Origin of the sequence: Mesorhizobium sp. M7A.F.Ca.US.011.01.1.1, assembly GCF_003998295.1 — a bacterium.
GTDB lineage: Bacteria > Pseudomonadota > Alphaproteobacteria > Rhizobiales > Rhizobiaceae > Mesorhizobium.
This window is the reverse complement of record NZ_RZRT01000074.1, coordinates 4,475-24,082: the sequence shown is the minus strand read 5'-3', so window position 1 is coordinate 24,082 and position 19,608 is coordinate 4,475. Positions and strand designations below refer to the sequence as shown.

The following is a 19,608-nucleotide window of genomic DNA, read 5'->3' as shown; positions in this document are numbered from 1 at the left end:
GATCAGTATGCCCTCGAAGGCCGCACGCGGATCCAGGCCCCCGGCGACGTTGAAGCCAGGTCAGTCGCTTCTCCGCGCAGCAACGGATACTTGCTCGACGCTGCTGACGGGGCGGGGCATCCCGCGATCTGCCGGGTGCTGCGCACTCGAATGAGAACAGAGCGGCCGGATTCTGGCTGGATCAAAGCGAAGATAGCTCAGCCAAAAAGTCCGGGTTTGCCCCCGTCTTCCAATATCCAAAGGAACTGGCGGCCTAAACCGGGCCAGTGCCGAACGCCGGGCCGCAGCGCGTGACAGCCGGAATTCTTCGGTTCCTGCATCAGAGATGAGGATTTTCGCCTCGCGCGATCATCAGGTGGTGCCGCTGATGATGCATGCCCAGCGCTATAAGCCCAAAGAAGCCAAGGCCGCGCAATTTGGCCACATCCTTCGCCGGCGGCCACACGGTGAGGGATGCGCCGCCGTCGATATCGGAAGCGTCGAACCGCCAATCGTCTACCCCGTTCATCGTCGTCGCATGGGCCTTCACCATCCGACGCACTGAAGCCTGAACGGCTCCCGAACCAGTGACCAGGAAGCGGGTTCCGCCCGCGAGGGGCTCGCTCTTCACATCGGCGGCCAAGGTAACCGCGGTCATGTCGACGAGATGCGCGCGCAGAGCATCGATGTCCACTTTGGACCAGTCTGTATGGGGATCAGCCTCCAGAATGGCCACGATTTCCTGGATCGCTGCGAACGCGCCTTGGCCCGGCTCCGTCGGTACCGAAGCACCGGCGGGTTGTGCACTCATCATCTGCATATGCAACTTGTGGTCCATTCCCCCTGTCTGGGCTTGCTGGGCAGAGGCTGCGGAAGAAGCCAGGCAAGCGGTGAGTGCGAGCGCGCGTATCATGGCAAGTGCTCCGTTGGCCAGGCATGCTTGCCATGGCCTCGATCAACGCTACATGATAGAAATCATGTCACCCCCACTAATTGCTCTGCTCGACCATCTGGAGGGCCGCGAGATTGCGTTCGCGGCGGGAGCACCGGTGTTTCATCTAGGTGATCCCGTCTGTTTCATTCACGTCGTGCGTTCGGGCGTTGTTCATCTGGTCAGGCATCAGGACAACGGGACAGCACTCATCCTTCAGCGTGCGGGTCCAAATTCCATCTTGGCTGAAGCCTCGTTGTATTCAGCCTCTTACCATTGCGCGGCCCGAGCGGAGGTTGCTGGCGTGACCTGGGCCATTCCGCGCGCCGGGTTGATCGCTCGGATCGAGGAGGACACGGAACTGGCGATCGCTTGGGCGCGCTATCTGGCACACGAAGTTCAACAGGCGCGACTGCAGTCGGAGATATTGTCCCTCAAGACAGTCGCGGCTCGCCTCGATGCGTGGTTGTCCTGTCATGGGAGCCTTCCCGCCAGGGGACACTGGTCAATGTTGGCCCATGAAGTAGGTGTCAGTCCCGAGGCGCTTTATCGCGAAATCGCCTGGCGCCGAAGGCGGGGCACGATTTGACTTCTGCAGGCCGACTCCAATCTCCTGATTATGTCGTCCGTGATCTCTTCGACCCTGTCGGTGCATTTGCCTACGGTCCTGCAGAGAAGCGGGAGGCACGCGCCCTTGTCCAAAACTTTCCAATTTGGGGACAGAGGTTAGCCGATGCCCTCCGAAGGCAGAGGTCGCCGGTTCGAATCCTGTCGGGTGCGCCATTTTTCCGTTATATTTCAATAGTTTATGCAAGGCTATGCCCCTCGATCTTACGTTGAGACTAATTCGACGTAAGCACTGGCGGTAGTTTCTCCCACCGACCGAACTGTGTCGACTGATGCAATTCGTTCTCACTGACCTTGTTGAGCGCCATTTCTGCTGAAGCGATCGTTTCAGAAAGTGGGTGGTGCAGATAAGCGTTGCTCATTTGGGCAGCACTCACAAGGATGGCCGCCAGTCAAAGGTCCCAACCCCAGCCGGTCAGAATTTGAGCAAAGGGATTGACGCAGTCCAAATCAAGTGCTTCTATTCTCGATATTCAATAATAAGTCTCGTAAATCGAGAAAATGGGATAGACACTTTCAGCCATGGTTCAGCCTCCGATGCATGTCGGTATGACCGGCATATCCAAAACCTATAATGGCCATAGCTTCGTGGTTCGCGATCTCAACCTTGAGATCGCGAAGGGTGAATTCCTGACGCTTCTGGGTCCGTCAGGGTCGGGCAAGACGACGACGCTGATGATGCTCGCCGGCTTCGAATATCCGTCAGGCGGTGAGATCACGCTCGACGGGCGGCCGATCCAGGACAAGCCGCCGGAAAAGCGGAACATCGGCATGGTGTTCCAGAACTATGCCCTCTTCCCGCATATGACGGTCGCCGAGAATGTTGGTTATTCGTTGCGGGTGCGCGGCTCCTCCAAGCAGCAGATCGCCACGCGCGTCGGCGAAGCGCTGGCGATGGTCCAACTTTCGGACCTGGCGCAACGCAAGCCCACGGCCTTGTCGGGCGGTCAGCAACAAAGGGTCGCGCTTGCTCGAGCGCTCGTCTTCGAACCCAGCCTGGTGCTGATGGATGAGCCGCTCGGCGCCTTGGACAAGAAGCTGCGCGAGGATTTGCAGCTCGAAATCCGCCGGATCGCCGATCGGCTTGACCTGACAGTCGTCTATGTGACGCACGATCAGCACGAAGCGCTGACGATGTCCGACAGGATCGCCATTTTCAACGACGGCCGCATCCAGCAGATAGGGTCGGCACAAGATATCTACGGCCATCCCGCGAGCCGTTTCGTGGCGGAGTTCGTTGGCGACAACAACTGCCTTGATGCGAAAGTCGTCGCGATCGAAGGCGACCTGGCGCGCGCAAGGCTCGCCGGCGGCCAGGAAATTTGGGCGCGCAGCAGCGTTCACACGAAGGTTGATCAACAAGCGACGATCGCCATCAGGCCGGAGAGCGTCCGCATCACCGGGCAGGACCGCGCCGGAACGCTCAGCGGGCAGGTCAGCGACATCATTTACTGCGGCGACCAGTTCCGGATCCACGTCGAACTGCCGGGCGGGGAACGGTTGATTGCGAAGAGTTCATCATCGTTGGGAATCCAGATGGAGATGGGCAGCCCTGTCCTTCTCGACTGGGAGCCCCACGATGCCTGGGCGCTTGACGGCAGATAACACAACCGAAAATCCAGAGAGGACATCACATGCCACGAGCACGTTCATTCAAACAATCGTCCCTTGTCGGGCTTGTCCTGACTGCGGTCAGTTTTCCAGCCCTGGCAGACGGTCTGACCGTCGTTTCCTGGGGTGGGGCTCTGCAGGAGGCACAGACAAAAGCGTTCCTCGATCCATTTGCGAAATCAAAGAACATAACCGTGACCCAAGACACCTGGAGCGGTGAACTGGCCAAGCTGCGCGCCATGGTCGATAGCGGCAACGTTGCCTGGGACGTCATCGACGTCGATCCGCAAACAGGGGCGACCGCCTGCGACCAGGGATTGCTCGAGAAGATTGGTGCTGACGCGGCCTTCAAGTCCGCAGGTCTCGTCGATGGCGCCCTTACCGATTGCGCGGTGGGAACGAGCGTCTACGCCACGATCCTGGCGTTTCAGAAACAGGCGTTCCCGAAGGCCCCTACCAAATTGACCGACATTTTCGACACCAAAACCTTCCCCGGCAAACGCGGCTTCCGCAAGAGTCCGGTGGACACGCTCGAACTCGCCCTGCTCGCGGACGGTGTCGCGGCGTCGGACGTCTATGCCACGCTCGCAACTCCCGCCGGCGTTGATAGAGCCTTCAAGAAGCTCGACACGATCAAGAAGGACATAGTCTGGTGGGAGGCCGGCGCCCAACCGCCGCAGTTGCTCAAATCCGGCGAGGTGAAGATGGCGCTGGCCTGGAATGGCCGCATAGCTGACGCCAACGCCAAGGAAAATGCCGATCTTGGGATCGCCTGGACCAATCAGATCCGTGGCTTTGACATGTGGGTTATCCCATCCGGTTCGAAGAACCTGGCAGCCGCCAAGGATTTCGTGGCCTTCAGCGTCAAGCCAGATGTCAACGCCACCTTGAGCAACTACATCGCGTACGGCCCGACCGTAAAGGCCGCCAGCGATCTGGTCGCCAAGGACGTGCTGCCGAACTTGCCGTCTGCCCCTGAAAATAGCGAGGGCGCCTTGGCCCAGGACGGCGCATTTTGGGCCAAAAACGGTGACGCGCTGAACGCCCGCTTCTCCAGCTGGATTTCCCAGTAAGCCAAGTGGTGGGAGTTCTCGCATGACACTACCGTACGGTGACGTAGGCCTGGTAATGACGCAGAATGATGCCCATGGGGCAAAGGCCGCGGCACCGACGGCGCGTGTCGTCGTTCGCTCGTCGACTAGGAGCGACAACCACCGGAGAGCAGTTTGGGCTGCTCTTCCGGCGGCGCCGCTCCTGATTTTTCTGCTTCTGTTCCTGGTGATCCCGATAGGTTCGATCGTTCATACAGCGGTATCGGACGGGGAAATCGCAAGAGCACTGCCGGTAACAACGCAAGCGCTTCAGGTCTGGGACGGACATGATGTGCCGGCCACCGCCGTCTACATGACCCTTGGACAAGAGCTCGAGGCTGCGGGACATGCCGGATCAGTACGCCCACTAGGCCGTCGGGTGGGTTACGAATTGTCACGCGGGGCGAACATCATCCTCGGTGCCCAGCGGATCCTCTCCGAGGATTTTGACCGCGCCGACCCGCAGGCCTGGAAGGCCCAATTGATCAAGGCAGACCCGGCATGGGGACAGAGCGGTGTCTGGAGCATCATCAAGCACTACGACGGTCGTTACAGCGCCTTCTATTTGCGTTGGGCGACAGGCTTTCCTGTAAAGATCGAAGCCGATGGTCGATTGTCTCAGGAAGCGAGTTATGATTTCCGATCGATCTATCTCAGGACGATACTGATCAGCCTTGTCGTGACGGGGCTCACGATCTTAATCGGATATCCAGTCGCGTATGTCATAGCCAATTCCAGTGGGCGGACAGCCGCGGTCCTCTTGTTCTTCATCCTCCTACCGTTCTGGACCTCGCTCCTCGTGCGCACCATGTCGTGGATAGTCTTCCTTCAGACCAACGGCGTCCTCAATAATGCGCTGGCCGGAACGGGACTGATATCCGAGCCGCTGCCCCTTCTTTACACCCGCATGGCAACGATCGCCGCGATGATCCAGATCCAGTTGCCGTTCACGGTCCTGCCTATGATCAGCGTTATGCGGGCGGTCCCGGCGAACCAGGTCAAGGCAGCCCGCAGCCTTGGTGCAGGCCCACTGCTCGCGCACGCGACGATCTTTCTGCCGCAGGCGATTCCAGGCGTTGCCGCCGGCGGCCTTCTCACCTTCGTTTTGTGCCTTGGTTTCTATTTGACGCCCGCATTGGTGGGTGGACCGTCTGATCAGATGGTGAGCTTCTTCATTGCCAGGTTTACCAATGAGGATCTGAATTGGGGGCTCGCTTCGGCGCTCAGCACTGTACTGATTTTTGGGGCTGGCATCATAGCACTCCCTCTCGCGCGACATGTCGCGCGTCACTCATCAGATCGGATATAGAACATGGGCCGCCGCCTCTATTCCGAGTTTCCGACTTACATTCGCATACCGCTCCATGCGTTTGTGGGGATCGTTCTTCTGCTGCTGATGCTGCCGCTGGCGGTCGCTCTTCCGATCTCGTTCAATGCCGACCCCTGGTTTACCTACCCATTCCGTGCATTGTCTCTTCGCTGGTTTACGGAACTTTTTTCCTCGCCTTTGTGGACGGGGGCAATGGTCAACAGTCTGGTGATTGCGAGTTCGACCACGGTCGGCGCCACGACTCTAGGCACGCTCGCGGCAATCGGGCTGGTAAATCCACGGTTCCCTTTCCGGACCGCCGTGATGGCGCTTGCCATCTCACCAATGATCGTTCCCGTCGTCGTCTTAGGCCTCGGACTGTTCATTTTCTTTTCGCCGCTCGGCCTCAACTATTCCTACGCCGGCGTCGTTATCGCCCACGCCATTCTGGCTTCGCCCTTCGTTGTCATCACCGTCACGGCGACGCTGACGCGCTTCGACTTCAACCTGATGCGCGCCGCAGCGGGTCTCGGCGCCGGCCGCGTGACGGCATTTCGAACGGTGATGCTTCCAATTATCGCGCCAGGCGTAGCGGCGGGAGCGGTTTTCGCTTTTGCCTCGTCATTCGACGAAGTGGTGATGGTCCTGTTTATTGCTGGACCTCAGCAGCGCACGCTTCCAAAGCAAATGTTCACGGGACTGCGTGAACAACTTGATCCCACGATCCTCGCCGCAGCGGCGGTGATGATCATACTGACGAGTTGCCTGATGGCTGTCGCTTACAAAGCAAATAAGAAAAGGTAACGTGATGCTGCACGTCATGTCGCAGGACCCCGGGAAGGCTGGTGCGGCGCAAGCCGGATTGTTCGCCGACGATTATCTTGAGGAACCCTATTGGTGGTCGGCGGCGCCGCTGCCCGCAACCGACGAGAACACGGAACCGGTCAGCCTTGGCGGCAGGGCTGATGTAGTCATCGTTGGCGGTGGCATTACGGGTCTGGTCGCAGCGCTTCATCTGGCCCGCTCGGGCTGTGATGTTGTTGTTTTCGATTCGCAGAGGATCGGCGAGGGCGCGGCACGCCGCAATGCCGGTTTCGTCGGCCGCACGCTGAAACGATCCGTTGAATGGTTGGCGGAAAGGTCGGGGCGCGAACACGCTGTGACGGTCTATCGTGAGCTTGACGCCGCTCTGCGAGGTGTCCAGGCCTTCGTTGATCGTGAGGGGATCGAATGCCACTACCATACCTGCGGCCGCTTCATTGCCGCCAATTCGAAAGCTCATTTTCGAACCTTGATTGGCGAACTCGAACAGACGCGGCAAGCCGTCGGGTTCGAGTATTCCGTTGTCGAGAAGCAGGACGTCCGTACGGAAATCGCCTCCGACTGCTACCATGGCGGGGCGGTCATTCCGGATCTCGGTTCGATTCACCCCGGGCTTTATCACGCTGGCCTTGTCTCCAAGGTGCTTGAGGCTGGCGTCAGGCTGCATCCTCTTACCAATGTCGTGGGCATCGATCACGGTGCGAGTGAGAAGACCGTTCGTACGTCGAGAGGAAATATCGTTGCCCCTCATGTCATTGTCGCCACCAATGGTTATACGAGCCGCGATCTGAAATGGCTTGCAAGGCGTGTCATTCCTTTCCGTGGGTTTGTTGTGGCGACCGAACTGTTGCCGCCGGAAACGATCGACAAGGTGATGCCGCGCCGCCGTACCTATCTCGACACCAGGATGAACATCGATTTTATCCGCCCGGCACCTGATTCAAGCCGCATTCTTTTCGGCGGCATGACTGGTACGGCGAGCCCGACGGCGACGCCGCTCGCTGGTGCGCTCCGCGATCGCCTTGTGAGAATTCTGCCAGACCTCGAAGGCGTCCGCCTCAGTCGTGCCTGGACCGGGCACTGCGCCGGAACCTTCGACTTCATGCCCCATATCGGCACGAAGGACGGCATGCACTTTGCCCTTGGTTACAACTTCGCGGGTATTCCTTTGGGGACACATTTCGGAGAGAAGCTTGCTGCCCGAATTCTCCAGCGCGGAAACATGTCGTCGGCCTTCGATGTAGAAAAATTTCCTACGGCGCCATTCTTTAACGGCTCGCCGTGGTTCGTGCCCTTGGCCATGCGCTATTTCGACTGGCATGATGATCGAATCGCAAAAGGCTAGAGCGCATACGTCATGGCAAAAACTCCGACGGGCAAAGCGGCCACTGAAAAGCCTCTGGAGCGCTATGTGCGTATTCTTGAGATCGTCGCCGGCTTTCCAGGCGGTATCTCGGGAACTTCCGTCGGCGAGATGCTCGATCTGCCGAAAGCCTCGGCCTACAGACTGATGAAGAGCTTGGCTGATGTGGAATTGATCGAGCAGAGCGGCTCAAGCACGGCCAATTTCAAGCTCGGCCGCCGGTTGGAACGACTGCTCTTTTCTGGCGCGAGCGACGAATGGTTCAAGGTCGTCGCACGACCCACGCTACAAGAGCTCTCAGAAAAGACCGGCCAAGCTTGCTTCATTGCACGACTAGATGGCGACGGCGTTCGTAGCGTTGACATGGTCGCGCCCGACAATCTGGTCAGGGCCTATATCGTCCCGGGACATGAAATTCCGGCTCATGCCGGCGCCTCTGCCAAGGCGATCCTCGCCTTTCAGGACGCGAACTTCATCGCTTCGGTACTCGACAAACCACTTAAGCGGTTCACGGCAGCGACAAAAGTTGACTTCAACGTTCTCGTGGAAGAGCTGCAACTCGTGCGCAAAACCGGCGTGGCCTATTGCATAGGAGAAGATGTCGACGGATTTGCCGGGATTGCGGCCCCGATCAGAATCGACGGGCAGCGTACGCAGCATAGCTTGTGCGTGACGGGAACGATCCAGGGGATCATCGAGACCAACCGAGAACTTAATGTCGCGCTGGTCAAACGCCTAGCCGAGAAACTTTCCAAGATACTTGAGAGACAATTCCAACAGACGTTGAAAATTACAGCTTGAATTCTGGTATCCTTGGTTATCAAGCGGCGTGCGGTAGCAACCTAACGCCCTCCTTTGGCGTTCTGTATTTTCCGTATGCTTGCCCTGCGTAAGATCCGGAAACTCTGCATAAAAAGAAATTGCTAACGAACGCGTCAGGACACTCGCTTTCAGGATAGCGTCTGTCGGGGAGCGCGATTTTATCTTGACAGAAGGCGGATGGCAGGCTTAGTTTCTCGTTAATTGAAATGCAGTATCGATTATCGAGAAAGGTAATTCCATGAGCGCGATCGACTGGCGTCAAGCCGCCTCAAATCTCAATCTCCGCAAACAGGCGTTCATAGATGGCAGATTTGTCGACGCAGTGTCCGGTGGGGTTTTCGACGCGATCAATCCCGCCAATGGGACAAGGCTCGCTCAAATAGCGTCGTGCGACGCGGCGGATGTCGACCTGGCGGTACGCTCCGCCCGCAAGGCCTTCGATGCTGGCTCCTGGTCGCGGCGCTCGCCAGCAGAGCGCAAGAAAGTACTCCAGCGTTTCGCCGATCTGATGCATCAGCATGGGGATGAACTCGCGTTGCTCGAGACCTTGAACATGGGCAAGCCGATCTCTGACGCACGGTCCATCGACGTCCCGGCATCGGCCAATACGATCGCTTGGTACGCCGAGGCGATCGACAAGATCTACGACGAGATTGCTCCGACCGGCAGTGGTGCACTGGGCATGATTACGCGTGAGCCTGTCGGTGTCGTGGCTGCGGTCGTTCCATGGAACTTTCCTTTGCTGATGGCATGCTGGAAACTCGGACCAGCGTTGGCAGCAGGCAACTCAGTCATTCTCAAGCCAGCCGAACAGTCGCCGCTTTCGGCGATCAGGCTCGCGGAGCTCGCGGCGGAGGCTGGCATTCCCGATGGGGTGTTCAACGTGATCACCGGCCTTGGCGAGACCGCGGGTAAGGCGCTAGGCCTGCACATGGATGTCGACGCGGTGACGTTCACTGGCTCGACCGAGGTCGGTAAGCTCTTCATGAGCTACTCCGCCCAGTCGAACATGAAACGCGTGGCGCTCGAATGCGGTGGCAAAACTCCACATATCGTCATGGCCGATTGTGGCAACCTCGACGAAGCCGCGACAGCGGCCGCCTATGGCATCTTCTTCAACCAGGGTGAAGTCTGTAACGCCGGTTCGCGCCTGCTGGTCGACGCCAAGATCAAGGATGTGTTTCTCGAGAAGGTGATTGCTGTCGGGAAAACACTTACGGTTGGCGATCCCCTCGATGCAGCCACGAAGCTAGGCGCCATGGTCAGCCAGGTTCAAATGGATCGTGTGCTCGACTACATCGATATCGGCTCCAAGGAAGGGGCCGAGCTCAAGTCCGGCGGCAAGCGTGTGCTCAGCGAGACCGGCGGCTACTACATCGAGCCTACCGTCTTCGACAATGTCAGCAACAAGATGCGGATTGCCCAGGAGGAGATCTTCGGCCCCGTCCTCGCCACAATCTCGTTTTCCGGGGCGGAGGAGGCGGTCGCGCTCGCCAACGACACCATCTATGGCCTGGCCGCCGCAGTATGGACCGACAACATCGACGTCGCACTGTCCACCGCTCGCCGGCTGAGAGCGGGCTCTGTCTGGGTCAACAATTTCGATGAGAGCAACATTACGATGCCGTTTGGCGGTTACAAGCAGTCCGGCTTCGGACGGGACAAATCGCTGCATGCGATCGACAAATACACCGAGCTCAAGGCAACCTGGATCAAGATCCGCGCCTGACGATCGTTCTGGCTTCATCCACTGACCACGCACGCCCTACCTCGTTCTTTGAGGCGAGGGCACAGAAAAGAGCCATGCATGCGCGATCCACGCTTCGATATTCTGTTTCAGCCGGTGCGGATCGGACCTGTTGTCGCTCGCAACCGATTCTACCAGGCACCTCACTGCAACGGCATGGGCAATTTGCGACCGCAAGCCCATGCCGCGATGCGCGGTATCAAGGCCGAGGGCGGATGGGCGGTGGTCAACACCGAGCATTGTTCGGTTCATCCCTCTGGCGACCTCATGCCGGAGGTTCTGCAGATGCTGTGGGATGACGGCGACATTCCACCGCTCGCGTTGATGGTCGAGGCGGTCCACGAGCACGGCTCGCTCGCCGGCGTGCAACTTGCCTATCCCGCCTACTACAATGCCAATCGCATGACCCGCGAAGTTCCGCTCGGCCCGATGGACCGACCCGTCAGCGGACACCATCCGGTCCAGGTTCGCGCCATGGACAAGTCCGACATCAAGGCACTGCTGGGCTGGTGGAAGGCCGCGGCGCAACGTGCGCGCAAGGCCGGCTTTGACATCCTCAATGTCGACGGCAATTTTTCCACCATCGCCTTCCAATTCATTTCGCCCCGCAATCAGCGCACCGACGAATATGGTGGTTCGCTGAAAAACCGGGTTCGCCTTCTCAAGGAATTGATCGAGGCGACGCGAGAGGGTGGCGGCGATGCCTGCGCGGTGAGTGTACGTCTGATCATCGATGAGCTGTTTGGCCCCGAAGGACTTCGCGCCGCCGACGAAGGGATAGAGGCCATCAGCTTGCTCGCCGAACTGCCGGACCTGTGGGATCTCGTCGTGGGAACCTGGGCCGACGATTCGCCGACCTCCCGCTTCGCATCGGAGAACGACCACGAGCCGTTCATGACCGGGGTCAAGGGCGTCACCACCAAGCCGGTCGTCGGTGTCGGGCGCTTCACCTCGCCCGACACCATGGCAAGTCTGATCCGTCGCGGCGTGCTTGATATGATTGGCGCCGCGCGCCCCTCGATCGCCGATCCCTTCCTGCCGAAGAAGATCGAGGAGGGACGTTACGAGGATATCCGCGAGTGCATCGGTTGCAATATTTGCGTCTCGAGCCACTTTGCCATGACGAACCTGCGCTGCACGCAAAACCCGACCATGGGCGAGGAATGGCGGCGCGGCTGGCACCCCGAACGAATTTCCACCAGATCAAGCGATGCGACCGTGCTCGTGGTCGGTGGTGGGCCGGCGGGACTCGAATGCGCTCGGGCGCTTGGTCAGCGCGGCTACCAGGTAACCTTGGCTGAACGGCAGAGCCGTCTCGGTGGTCGCGTGACCCTTGAGGGCGAGCTGCCGGGCCTGCGCGAATGGCTGAGAGTTCGCGACTGGCGCGTCACCCAACTCGACAAACTCTCGAATGTCGGAGTCTACCTCGAAAGCGATCTTGGAGTGGCCGAAATTCTCGAATTTGATGCCGATGAGGTTGTGCTGGCGACAGGATCGCAATGGCGCGCCGATGGCGTGGGGCGCGCGGCGTTCAAGCCGCTTACATTGTCGGCCAGCGTGCCCGTGTTCACACCGGACGACATCATGGGCGGCGACAGTCCTTCAGGGCGCGTCATCGTCTATGACGACGATCACTACTACATGGGCGCCGTGATCGCCGAGAAACTGGCGCTTGCTGGTCGCGACGTTACATTGGTGACGCCAGCGGCCGACGTCTCCTCCTTCACCATCAACACGCTTGAAAACATTCGGACGGCCAAACGGTTGTATGAGCGCGGCGTCGGGATGGTAACGCACAGGGCACTCACTGGCAGTCATGAAGGCCAGGCTCTGTTTGTCGATTCGCGAACGGGAGCCACGGAGAATCGAGAGGCCGACGCCCTTGTTCTCGTCACGGCCAGGCTGCCTCGCAACGAACTCTTTGCCGCGCTGACCGCGCGTCTTGCCGAGGGAAGGGCGGGTCGCTTGCGCCGCGTCTCGCGCATCGGCGATTGCGAAGCCCCGGCCGCCATCTATGCCGCCGTCTATTCAGGCCACCGCTTCGCGCAAGAATTCGAGAGCGGCGACCCGACATTGCGTCGCGAGCGGATCAACCTTGCCACCTAGAACCAAGTGATGAGCGACCTCATGCCTGCACCAGCGACACCAAATTCCGAAAAGCTCTATGCCCGTGCCCGCGAGGTCATGCCTGGCGGGAATACGCGCACGACCGTCTATCGCAAACCGCATCAAATCTATGCCTGGCGCGGCGACGGCTGCCGGATCACCGACGTCGATTGCCATGTCCGGATCGACGCCTTGGGAAACTTCACCTCGCTGATCCATGGCTATGGCAATCGCCAGATCCTTGACGCGGCTACACGGCAGCTCGAAGCTGGAACCTGTTTCGGCATGCCCACCGAGAGCGAGATCCGACTGTCGGAAATACTGTGCGATCGCCTGCCGTCCGTCGAGCAGCTTCGTTACACCAATTCTGGCACTGAAGCGGTGATGAACGCGATCAAGGCCGCGCGCGCCTATACTGGCCGACCGAAGATCGCAAAATGCGAGGGCGCCTACCACGGGACCTACGATGCGGCAGAGACAAGCCAGGACGCCAGCCCCGCCACCTGGGGTGATATCGACAGGCCGGGATCCGTGCCGACCGCCAAGGGGACACCCCAGGGCGTGCTCGACGATGTCGTCGTCATTCCCTTCAACAACACGCCTGTAGCCGAGGCAATCCTTCGCGCCAGCGGGAACAGCCTCGCGACCGTGCTCGTCGATGTCATGCCCAATCGCGCTGGCCTCGTGCCGGCAAAGCCCGAATATCTGGCGATGCTGCGGCGGGTTACGCGCGAGCTTGGGGCGCTGCTGATCCTCGACGAGGTCATCACCTTTCGCCTAGGCTACAATGGTGCGCAGGGCCGGTTCGACATCGATCCGGATTTCACCACGCTCGGCAAGATTATCGGCGGCGGCTTTGCGATCGGCGCCATCGGCGGCCGTGCGGAAGTGATGTCGGTGTTTGATCCAAGCAAGGGCCAGCCCGCGGTGCCGCATGGCGGGACATTCAGTGCCAATCCCATGTCCATGTCGGCAGGGATAGCCGCTCTGGAGGAATTGACCCCCGCCGCGTTCGAGAAGCTCGAGGCGCTCGGTGATCGCTTCGACCAGGGTATTCGTGCCTGTTTCGCCCGACACGGGATCAAGGGGCAGGTTACCGGGCTGGGTTCGCTGCGGCGTGTCCACCTGACGGACGCACCGTTGAGCGACTATCGCTCCACATTCGTCGCGGCGGATGGCGCCGCGCGGGTTTCGGCCCTCGCCAAGGTGTTGTTCGACGAAGGCGTGATCATTGCAGGCAATGGATTGATGGCGTTCTCTACCGCCATGGAAGATGCCGATATCGACGAGATAGTGCGGGCCTTCGACCGAGCATTGCCGCTTCTCGCATGATGATGGCGGCAAAAAAACCGGGGGCTATCAGGAGCAGGGCATGAAAAGGGCCAGGGTCGACGTGAACAACAAGTGGGGGGCCGCGATCGGCTACTCCCGGGCCGTCCGCGCCGGAAACATCATTGTTGTATCGGGCACTTCCGCCTCTGGACCCGATGGGGCACTTCACCCCGGCGACGCGGAACAACAAACCATCGTGGTTCTGGAGCGCATCGGCGCTGCCCTGCGCGAACTCGACGCCTCGATCGACGATATCGTCGAGACGCGTATCTTCCTGCGCAATATGAACGATTGGGAAGCCGTCGGCAGAGCCCACGGCTCCGTCTTCGGTGACATCCGACCGGCAACGACGATGGTCCAGGCGGGAGCGCTCATCGACGATGGCCTTCTCGTCGAGATTGCCGCCACAGCAATCCTCGCAAGCTGAGAGAAGTCTTATGTCGAAGGACACCATCATCACTTGCGCCGTGACCGGTAGCCTGACGAGGCCGGAAGACAACGCCAATTTGCCGGTCACGCCGGAACAAATCGCGGCCTCGGCGCTTGAGGCCGCCGATGCAGGCGCGGCGATTCTGCATCTTCACGTTCGCCATCCCGACGGTCGGCCGTCGATGGAACTCGATCACTACCGCGAACTCGTTCGTTTGATCCGCGCCAAGAATACGGAGGTCATCCTGAATATCACCACGGGACCTGGTGGCCGGTTCCAGCCCGGGGAAGAGGACCCCAAGATTGCCGGCCCCCGGACGAATTTCGTCACAGCCGAACGCCGCGTCGAGCATATCCGCGATCTACGGCCTGACATCTGCACCCTGGACCTCAACACGATGACGTTCGGCAGCGAGGTCGTCATCAACACGCCACCGAACGTCAAGAAGATGGCGGGGATCATCTATGACTGTGGGGTTCGGCCCGAGTTCGAGCTTTTCGACAGCGGAGATATCAATCTCCTCAACGACTTTCTCGCAAGCGGCGTGTTTCGCGGCCCGCCGCTCGCAAGTCTTGTGCTCGGCGTGAAGTACGGCTTCGCGACGACGCCTGAGACAATGATGTTCGCCCGCAACATGCTGCCCCGGGACGCCATCTGGACAGGCTTTGGCATCGGCCGCGCCGCTTACCCGATGCTGATGCAAGCTTACCTGCTCGGGGGCAATGTACGGATCGGCATGGAGGATACGATCCGCATGTCGAAGACCGAGCTTGTGAAGAGCAATGCCGAACTCGTCGAGAAAGCGAAATGGCTCCTGGAAAGGCTCGGCGCCACTGTCGCGAGCCCTGCTTCAGCGAGATCACAGCTCGCGCTAAAAGCTTAGCAGCCTTGAAACGATATCAATAACGGGAACAAGGGGGACCTAAGATGAGGTCGAAATTTGCTTTTGTTGCGCTTGGGATTGCATCGGTCGCCATTTCCGCCTCTGCTGGGGATCTAATGGCGTCACCAGTTTCGGTCCAGGATGTGAACTCTACCGCAACGCTACAGCTGCGCTCCAACGACGACTTCGTTTCCTCAAAGGATTCTTCCGGCGCAGCCAAGCCGTTCAGCGGACATCTCGCTTTTGCCGAGGCAAATATGGAGAGTGGCGACAAGCTTGCACCGGTAAATGGCAAAGACCTGCACGCTTTCCCTGCTTTCGAAATCAGTTTCACGACGGTCGAAAGCACACTCGTACCCTCGTCACAGGAAATCCTGGGTGACTTCAAACCGACGGGAGCTGGGACCTATTGGCAGATATTGGTACAGCCTGGAAAAGTTTGGTCGGAGCCCGGTGATCCGCCGGGCTGGACGCGCGCGTCGTTCCCACTTGCGCTTATGAATCCTGTAGAAGGCGGCGAGAGCCATAACGGCGTGGCTTTGTTCATGTACAAGGATGTAGATGTCACCCCCTTGCATGTTCAAATAACCACCGGAACGACGCCCTTTCAGGCGGGTGCGGTTTTCAAGGCAACAGCAACGTCCGTTTCAGCGATGAAACCGATCTCGGCCACGGAGGCCGATTCCATCAAGAAGGCCTTCAACCTGCGTGAGGCGGGCCGCCTGCCGGTCAAATCTTGGGACAGCCTGCCGGTCAGCCTGACCTCAGCTCAAAGCGCTGAGTTCGGCGGCCGTATGCGAGATGACTGGAAGGTTGCGACCGCAGTCTTCGTTGACGGGACCATCTATATGAAGAGTTGCCAAACGTCGGAGGGTCCGCTGCCTTACTGTGACAGGCAACGCTTCGGCGTATGGTCTGCGACAAAATCCGCCGTTGCTCGCATGGCCATGCTTCGGATGGCGGCCAAATACGGCGATCAAATCTTCACAATGAAGATTGGCGATCTGCTCCCCGAGGCGAAACGCTTTCCGGCCTGGAAAGATGTCACGCTGGGCAGCGCACTGAATATGGCGACCGGTGTCGGCAAGGGGGCCGGAAAGCCGGAAGCGAACATCGGTGACGAGCCTTACGACGACTCCTACATGGCATTTTACAACGACGGCGATTTCAAATCGAAATTAGAGAAAGCGCTCGCACGCCCCAGATCCTATGGGTGGGGTATCGATAAGTTTGTTCGCTACAGAGACGAGGATTACTTCATCCTGGGTGCGGCTTTGGACAGTCTACTTAAGGATAAGGAAGGCGCTGACAAAGACATCGCCTCGATGCTGAGGCACGAAGTGTATGAAAACATTAAAGTCTACGACTTGCCAGTGGCGACCACGTTTGGCGTCAAAAGACAGCCGCTTGCGTTCGAGGGATTGTACGCAACAATCGACGATCTCGTCAAAATTGCCAAGCTTTTTCAAGGCGGTGGCGCAGTCGCGGGTAACCAACTCCTTAGCCAGCAGAAGACCCAAGAGGGTTTGACGAACCACAAGAAGTGGGGATTGCCGACAGGCAGGCCGAGAGGCTCGGGCGAGAGATATTTTAGTTCTTTCTGGATCGACGACTTCTCGTTTGATGGGTGCGACGGAAATTTTGCGCGCTTCATGGGTTATGGGGGACAGATTGTGGCGATGCTCCCAAATAACCTTATCGCTGTCCGGCTTTCATCGGCACCAACAGACGACGAGACCGTGAGTGACTTTTCCGGCTTGGCTCAGGCGTCTAATGCTATCGCTAAAGTCTGCAACAATTGACCCTGGGGTGAATAACTCGTCAAAAATCCGAGTTTGCTGTGTGCTAGGCGACCGATATGGAAAGGAGATTGACCATGGCTGCCGACAAGAACGCGTTCGTCTGGAACGACCCGTTCCTGCTTGAGGATCAGCTTTCCGAGGATGAGCGGATGCTGCGCGACGCGGCAGCAAGCTTTGCCGCAGATAAGCTCGCGCCGCGCATCGAAGAGGCCTATCTCGAAGAGAAGACCGACCCGGCGATTTTTCGCGAGATGGGTGATGCCGGCCTGCTCGGCATCACCATCCCCGAGGAATATGGCGGGCTGGGTTCGACCTACGTCTCCTACGGCCTTGTAGCGCGCGAGGTCGAGCGCGTCGATTCCGGCTATCGTTCGATGATGAGCGTGCAGTCCTCGCTCGTGATGTATCCCATCCATGCCTATGGCTCGGAAGCCCAGCGCAAGAAGTACCTGCCGAAACTCGCCTCGGGCGAATGGATTGGCTGTTTCGGCCTGACGGAACCCGATGCGGGCTCCGATCCCGGCGGCATGAAGACGCGCGCCGAGAAGACGGCGTCCGGCTATCGCATTTCCGACTCCAAGATGTGGATCTCCAACGCGCCTATCGCCGACGTCTTCGTCGTCTGGGCGAAATCGTCAGCGCATGACAATCAGATTCGCGGCTTCGTGCTGGAAAAGGGCATGAAGGGGCTTTCGACGCCCAAGATCGGCGGAAAACTCAGCCTGCGCGCGTCGATCACCGGCGGGATCGTCATGGAGGGGGTCGAGGTCGGGGAAGACGCGCTGTTGCCCAACGTCTCCGGCCTCAAGGGTCCGTTTGGCTGTTTGAACCGCGCCCACTACGGCATTTCCTGGGGCGTAATGGGGGCAGCGGAGGATTGCTGGTTCCGCGCGCGGCAATATGGCCTCGACCGAAAACAGTTCGGCCGGCCGCTCGCCGCGACCCAGCTTTACCAGAAGAAGCTGGTCGACATGCAGACCGACATCGTGCTCGGCCTGCAGGGCTCGTTGCGTATCGGCCGACTGATGGACGAGGACCGCATGGCGCCCGAGATGATCTCGATCATGAAGCGCAACAATTGCGGCAAGGCGCTCGACATCGCCCGCCAAGCGCGCGACATGCATGGCGGCAACGGCATCCAGATCGGCTACCACGTGATGCGCCACTCCCAGAATCTGGAAACGGTCAACACCTACGAAGGCGCGCATGACGTGCATGCGCTGATCCTCGGTCGCGCCCAGACCGGGATACAGGCGTTTTTCTAGGCTACCGCAACACCGCTTGGAGGTGACAATGCCGAATCGCAGCCGGATCGCCGCAGTGATTGGTAACGGGATCATCGGCCACGGGATCGCAGAAATTCTCGCCAAGGCAGGATGGATGGTCAAATTGATTGGCAGAAATGCAGCCAGTCTCGACGGAGCGCGGGAGAACATCATTTTAAGCCTAACGGAATTTGTCAACGCTGGGCTGTTGACGTCAGAGGCCATGGGGGGCGCTCTCTCGCGTCTCTCTCTCAGCACGCAAATCGCGGACGCTGTTCGGGCTGAGCTCATTTTTGAGGCAGTTCCGGAAGACATGGAGCTTAAGCGCAGCATTTTCGCGGAACTTGATCAGATTTGCGACCCTGAAGCGATCCTTGCTTCATCGAGCGGGCACCCGGTGAGCGCCCTCGATACTCGGGTCACCCGAAAAGAGCGGGTCGTCGCGGCTCACTTCTGGTATCCTCCCCAGTTGATGCCACTGGTGGAGGTCTGTGGGAGCCCAAGCACACATCCCGTCGTCATTGAGCGCGTCTGTCGAGCGTTGAAGGCAGCAGGCAAGGAGCCGGTGGTCATCGATCACGAATTGCCCGGCTTTGTCGGCAATCGGATTCAGTTTGCAGCTTTGCGTGAAGCTTGGTCATTATGGGCTGCCGGATACGCAACAGCGGAGGCGATCGACGCGATCGTGCGGAACTCGATTGGTCGGCGGTTAGCCGTGACGGGACCTATAGAGTCTGCGGATATCGGCGGGTTAGATACTATGTTTCACTTTGCGAGCTTCCTTCAGCCATACCTCGACGTTTCTAAAGAACCTCCCGAACGGATAAAAATGCTCGTGACAGCTGGGCACCGCGGTGCGTCGAACGGGAAAGGGGTCCGAGAATGGGGTGAGGGCGAGGCCCAAGATTTGATGTTCAAACGTCGTCGCGAGCTCGTGCGCTGGCTTAAAGATGATCAAAGCGACAGCGCACGCGAAGATGATGGCCGTAGGGCCGATCATAGCAGCGTGACGTGAAGCAGGACTGGAAGGGAGCTTAGCTTCCAGATGGTGGAGCCTTAAATTTTGACGAACTGGGGCTGATCGAGACGAAACCGTCGCGGACCACTTCCCGTTCTGGGGCAGGGACAAGCTTGGCCCGCTTCTGCGCAAGGCGGGCATGATCGTCTCCAACGCCACCGTCGGCCGCATCCTCAAGAGCCTGGTCGAGCGTAGCCGGGTGACGCCGGTGGCCGGACCTGATCCGCAAGGCGGGCCACAAATCGGCCCCGAAGGCCCGGCCGCACGCCATCCGCAAGCCGAAAGAAGTCGAGTTCAAGGCGCGCGATCCCCTGTGCGCGCTCGACTGACGTGCGGGTCTGCGCACCACCTGCTCTGTCAACTTGCTGATCCATCGCTTCCCTCCTGTTTCAATTCGCTGATGATTTCGTCCAATGTTTCGAAGCGCGCCTCGAAGAGATTGCGATCCACCTCGAGGGCGCGTTTCCCAA

Annotated in this window: 16 protein-coding genes; 15 read left to right on the top strand and 1 reads right to left on the bottom strand. The window is 59.3% G+C overall.

Going from position 1 to position 19,608, the window contains the following annotated elements; all coding sequences use genetic code 11:
- Window positions 1–319 precede the first annotated feature (319 nt).
- On the bottom strand, window positions 320–892 hold the full coding sequence (locus EOA13_RS38130) for a hypothetical protein (protein ID WP_164780492.1): 573 nt from the start codon (window positions 890–892) through the stop codon (window positions 320–322).
- A gap of 52 nt (window positions 893–944) precedes the next feature.
- On the opposite strand from EOA13_RS38130, the gene EOA13_RS38125 reads away from it, so the two are divergent.
- From EOA13_RS38125 to EOA13_RS33100, 15 genes are all read left to right on the top strand, one after another.
- Window positions 945–1,499, top strand: coding sequence for a Crp/Fnr family transcriptional regulator (locus EOA13_RS38125; protein ID WP_164780490.1), 555 nt, complete (start codon window positions 945–947; stop codon window positions 1,497–1,499).
- Between the two features lie 560 nt (window positions 1,500–2,059).
- Complete coding sequence (locus tag EOA13_RS33165; protein ID WP_127297484.1) at window positions 2,060–3,142, top strand: ABC transporter ATP-binding protein; 1,083 nt, start codon at window positions 2,060–2,062, stop codon at window positions 3,140–3,142.
- 29 nt (window positions 3,143–3,171) lie between these two features.
- A complete protein-coding gene (locus tag EOA13_RS33160) occupies window positions 3,172–4,221 on the top strand; it encodes an ABC transporter substrate-binding protein (protein ID WP_127297483.1) in 1,050 nt (349 codons plus the stop codon).
- 55 nt (window positions 4,222–4,276) lie between these two features.
- The gene (locus EOA13_RS33155; RefSeq protein ID WP_245490554.1) at window positions 4,277–5,548 is read left to right on the top strand and encodes an ABC transporter permease; all 1,272 of its coding nucleotides are present in this window, start codon (window positions 4,277–4,279) and stop codon (window positions 5,546–5,548) included.
- Window positions 5,549–5,551: 3 nt separating this feature from the next.
- The gene (locus EOA13_RS33150) at window positions 5,552–6,352 is read left to right on the top strand and encodes an ABC transporter permease (RefSeq protein WP_127297481.1); all 801 of its coding nucleotides are present in this window, start codon (window positions 5,552–5,554) and stop codon (window positions 6,350–6,352) included.
- A 4-nt stretch (window positions 6,353–6,356) separates the two neighbouring features.
- The gene (locus tag EOA13_RS33145) at window positions 6,357–7,715 is read left to right on the top strand and encodes an FAD-binding oxidoreductase (RefSeq protein WP_127297480.1); all 1,359 of its coding nucleotides are present in this window, start codon (window positions 6,357–6,359) and stop codon (window positions 7,713–7,715) included.
- A 12-nt stretch (window positions 7,716–7,727) separates the two neighbouring features.
- Entirely contained in the window at window positions 7,728–8,534 is an 807-nt protein-coding gene (locus EOA13_RS33140; RefSeq protein ID WP_127297479.1) for an IclR family transcriptional regulator, read from the top strand.
- A gap of 259 nt (window positions 8,535–8,793) precedes the next feature.
- Entirely contained in the window at window positions 8,794–10,284 is a 1,491-nt protein-coding gene (locus EOA13_RS33135) for an aldehyde dehydrogenase (protein WP_127297478.1), read from the top strand.
- A gap of 78 nt (window positions 10,285–10,362) precedes the next feature.
- The gene (locus EOA13_RS33130; protein ID WP_127297477.1) at window positions 10,363–12,408 is read left to right on the top strand and encodes an FAD-dependent oxidoreductase; all 2,046 of its coding nucleotides are present in this window, start codon (window positions 10,363–10,365) and stop codon (window positions 12,406–12,408) included.
- Between the two features lie 9 nt (window positions 12,409–12,417).
- Complete coding sequence (locus EOA13_RS33125) at window positions 12,418–13,740, top strand: aminotransferase class III-fold pyridoxal phosphate-dependent enzyme (RefSeq protein WP_245490553.1); 1,323 nt, start codon at window positions 12,418–12,420, stop codon at window positions 13,738–13,740.
- Between the two features lie 40 nt (window positions 13,741–13,780).
- Entirely contained in the window at window positions 13,781–14,167 is a 387-nt protein-coding gene (locus EOA13_RS33120) for a RidA family protein (protein ID WP_127297476.1), read from the top strand.
- A 10-nt stretch (window positions 14,168–14,177) separates the two neighbouring features.
- Entirely contained in the window at window positions 14,178–15,053 is an 876-nt protein-coding gene (locus EOA13_RS33115; protein ID WP_127297475.1) for a 3-keto-5-aminohexanoate cleavage protein, read from the top strand.
- 44 nt (window positions 15,054–15,097) lie between these two features.
- Window positions 15,098–16,855, top strand: a complete 1,758-nt coding sequence (locus EOA13_RS33110) for a serine hydrolase (RefSeq protein ID WP_127297474.1) — start codon at window positions 15,098–15,100, stop codon at window positions 16,853–16,855.
- Window positions 16,856–16,929: 74 nt separating this feature from the next.
- Complete coding sequence (locus tag EOA13_RS33105; RefSeq protein WP_127297473.1) at window positions 16,930–18,120, top strand: acyl-CoA dehydrogenase; 1,191 nt, start codon at window positions 16,930–16,932, stop codon at window positions 18,118–18,120.
- Window positions 18,121–18,148: 28 nt separating this feature from the next.
- Complete coding sequence (locus EOA13_RS33100) at window positions 18,149–19,135, top strand: 3-hydroxyacyl-CoA dehydrogenase family protein (protein WP_127297472.1); 987 nt, start codon at window positions 18,149–18,151, stop codon at window positions 19,133–19,135.
- Window positions 19,136–19,608: the final 473 nt, after the last annotated feature.

What these genes read in the sequence shown, in the direction of transcription:
- EOA13_RS38130 (WP_164780492.1), bottom strand. Translation starts at nt 892, where the DNA reads ATGATACGCGCGCTCGCACTCACCGCTTGCCTGGCTTCTTCCGCAGCC.
- EOA13_RS33155 (WP_245490554.1), top strand. Translation starts at nt 4,277, where the DNA reads ATGACGCAGAATGATGCCCATGGGGCAAAGGCCGCGGCACCGACGGCG.
- EOA13_RS33145 (WP_127297480.1), top strand. Translation starts at nt 6,357, where the DNA reads ATGCTGCACGTCATGTCGCAGGACCCCGGGAAGGCTGGTGCGGCGCAA.
- EOA13_RS33135 (WP_127297478.1), top strand. Translation starts at nt 8,794, where the DNA reads ATGAGCGCGATCGACTGGCGTCAAGCCGCCTCAAATCTCAATCTCCGC.
- EOA13_RS33130 (WP_127297477.1), top strand. Translation starts at nt 10,363, where the DNA reads ATGCGCGATCCACGCTTCGATATTCTGTTTCAGCCGGTGCGGATCGGA.
- EOA13_RS33140 (WP_127297479.1), top strand. Translation starts at nt 7,728, where the DNA reads ATGGCAAAAACTCCGACGGGCAAAGCGGCCACTGAAAAGCCTCTGGAG.
- EOA13_RS33125 (WP_245490553.1), top strand. Translation starts at nt 12,418, where the DNA reads ATGAGCGACCTCATGCCTGCACCAGCGACACCAAATTCCGAAAAGCTC.
- EOA13_RS33165 (WP_127297484.1), top strand. Translation starts at nt 2,060, where the DNA reads ATGGTTCAGCCTCCGATGCATGTCGGTATGACCGGCATATCCAAAACC.
- EOA13_RS33150 (WP_127297481.1), top strand. Translation starts at nt 5,552, where the DNA reads ATGGGCCGCCGCCTCTATTCCGAGTTTCCGACTTACATTCGCATACCG.
- EOA13_RS33115 (WP_127297475.1), top strand. Translation starts at nt 14,178, where the DNA reads ATGTCGAAGGACACCATCATCACTTGCGCCGTGACCGGTAGCCTGACG.
- EOA13_RS33100 (WP_127297472.1), top strand. Translation starts at nt 18,149, where the DNA reads ATGCCGAATCGCAGCCGGATCGCCGCAGTGATTGGTAACGGGATCATC.
- EOA13_RS33160 (WP_127297483.1), top strand. Translation starts at nt 3,172, where the DNA reads ATGCCACGAGCACGTTCATTCAAACAATCGTCCCTTGTCGGGCTTGTC.
- EOA13_RS33110 (WP_127297474.1), top strand. Translation starts at nt 15,098, where the DNA reads ATGAGGTCGAAATTTGCTTTTGTTGCGCTTGGGATTGCATCGGTCGCC.
- EOA13_RS33105 (WP_127297473.1), top strand. Translation starts at nt 16,930, where the DNA reads ATGGCTGCCGACAAGAACGCGTTCGTCTGGAACGACCCGTTCCTGCTT.
- EOA13_RS38125 (WP_164780490.1), top strand. Translation starts at nt 945, where the DNA reads ATGATAGAAATCATGTCACCCCCACTAATTGCTCTGCTCGACCATCTG.
- EOA13_RS33120 (WP_127297476.1), top strand. Translation starts at nt 13,781, where the DNA reads ATGAAAAGGGCCAGGGTCGACGTGAACAACAAGTGGGGGGCCGCGATC.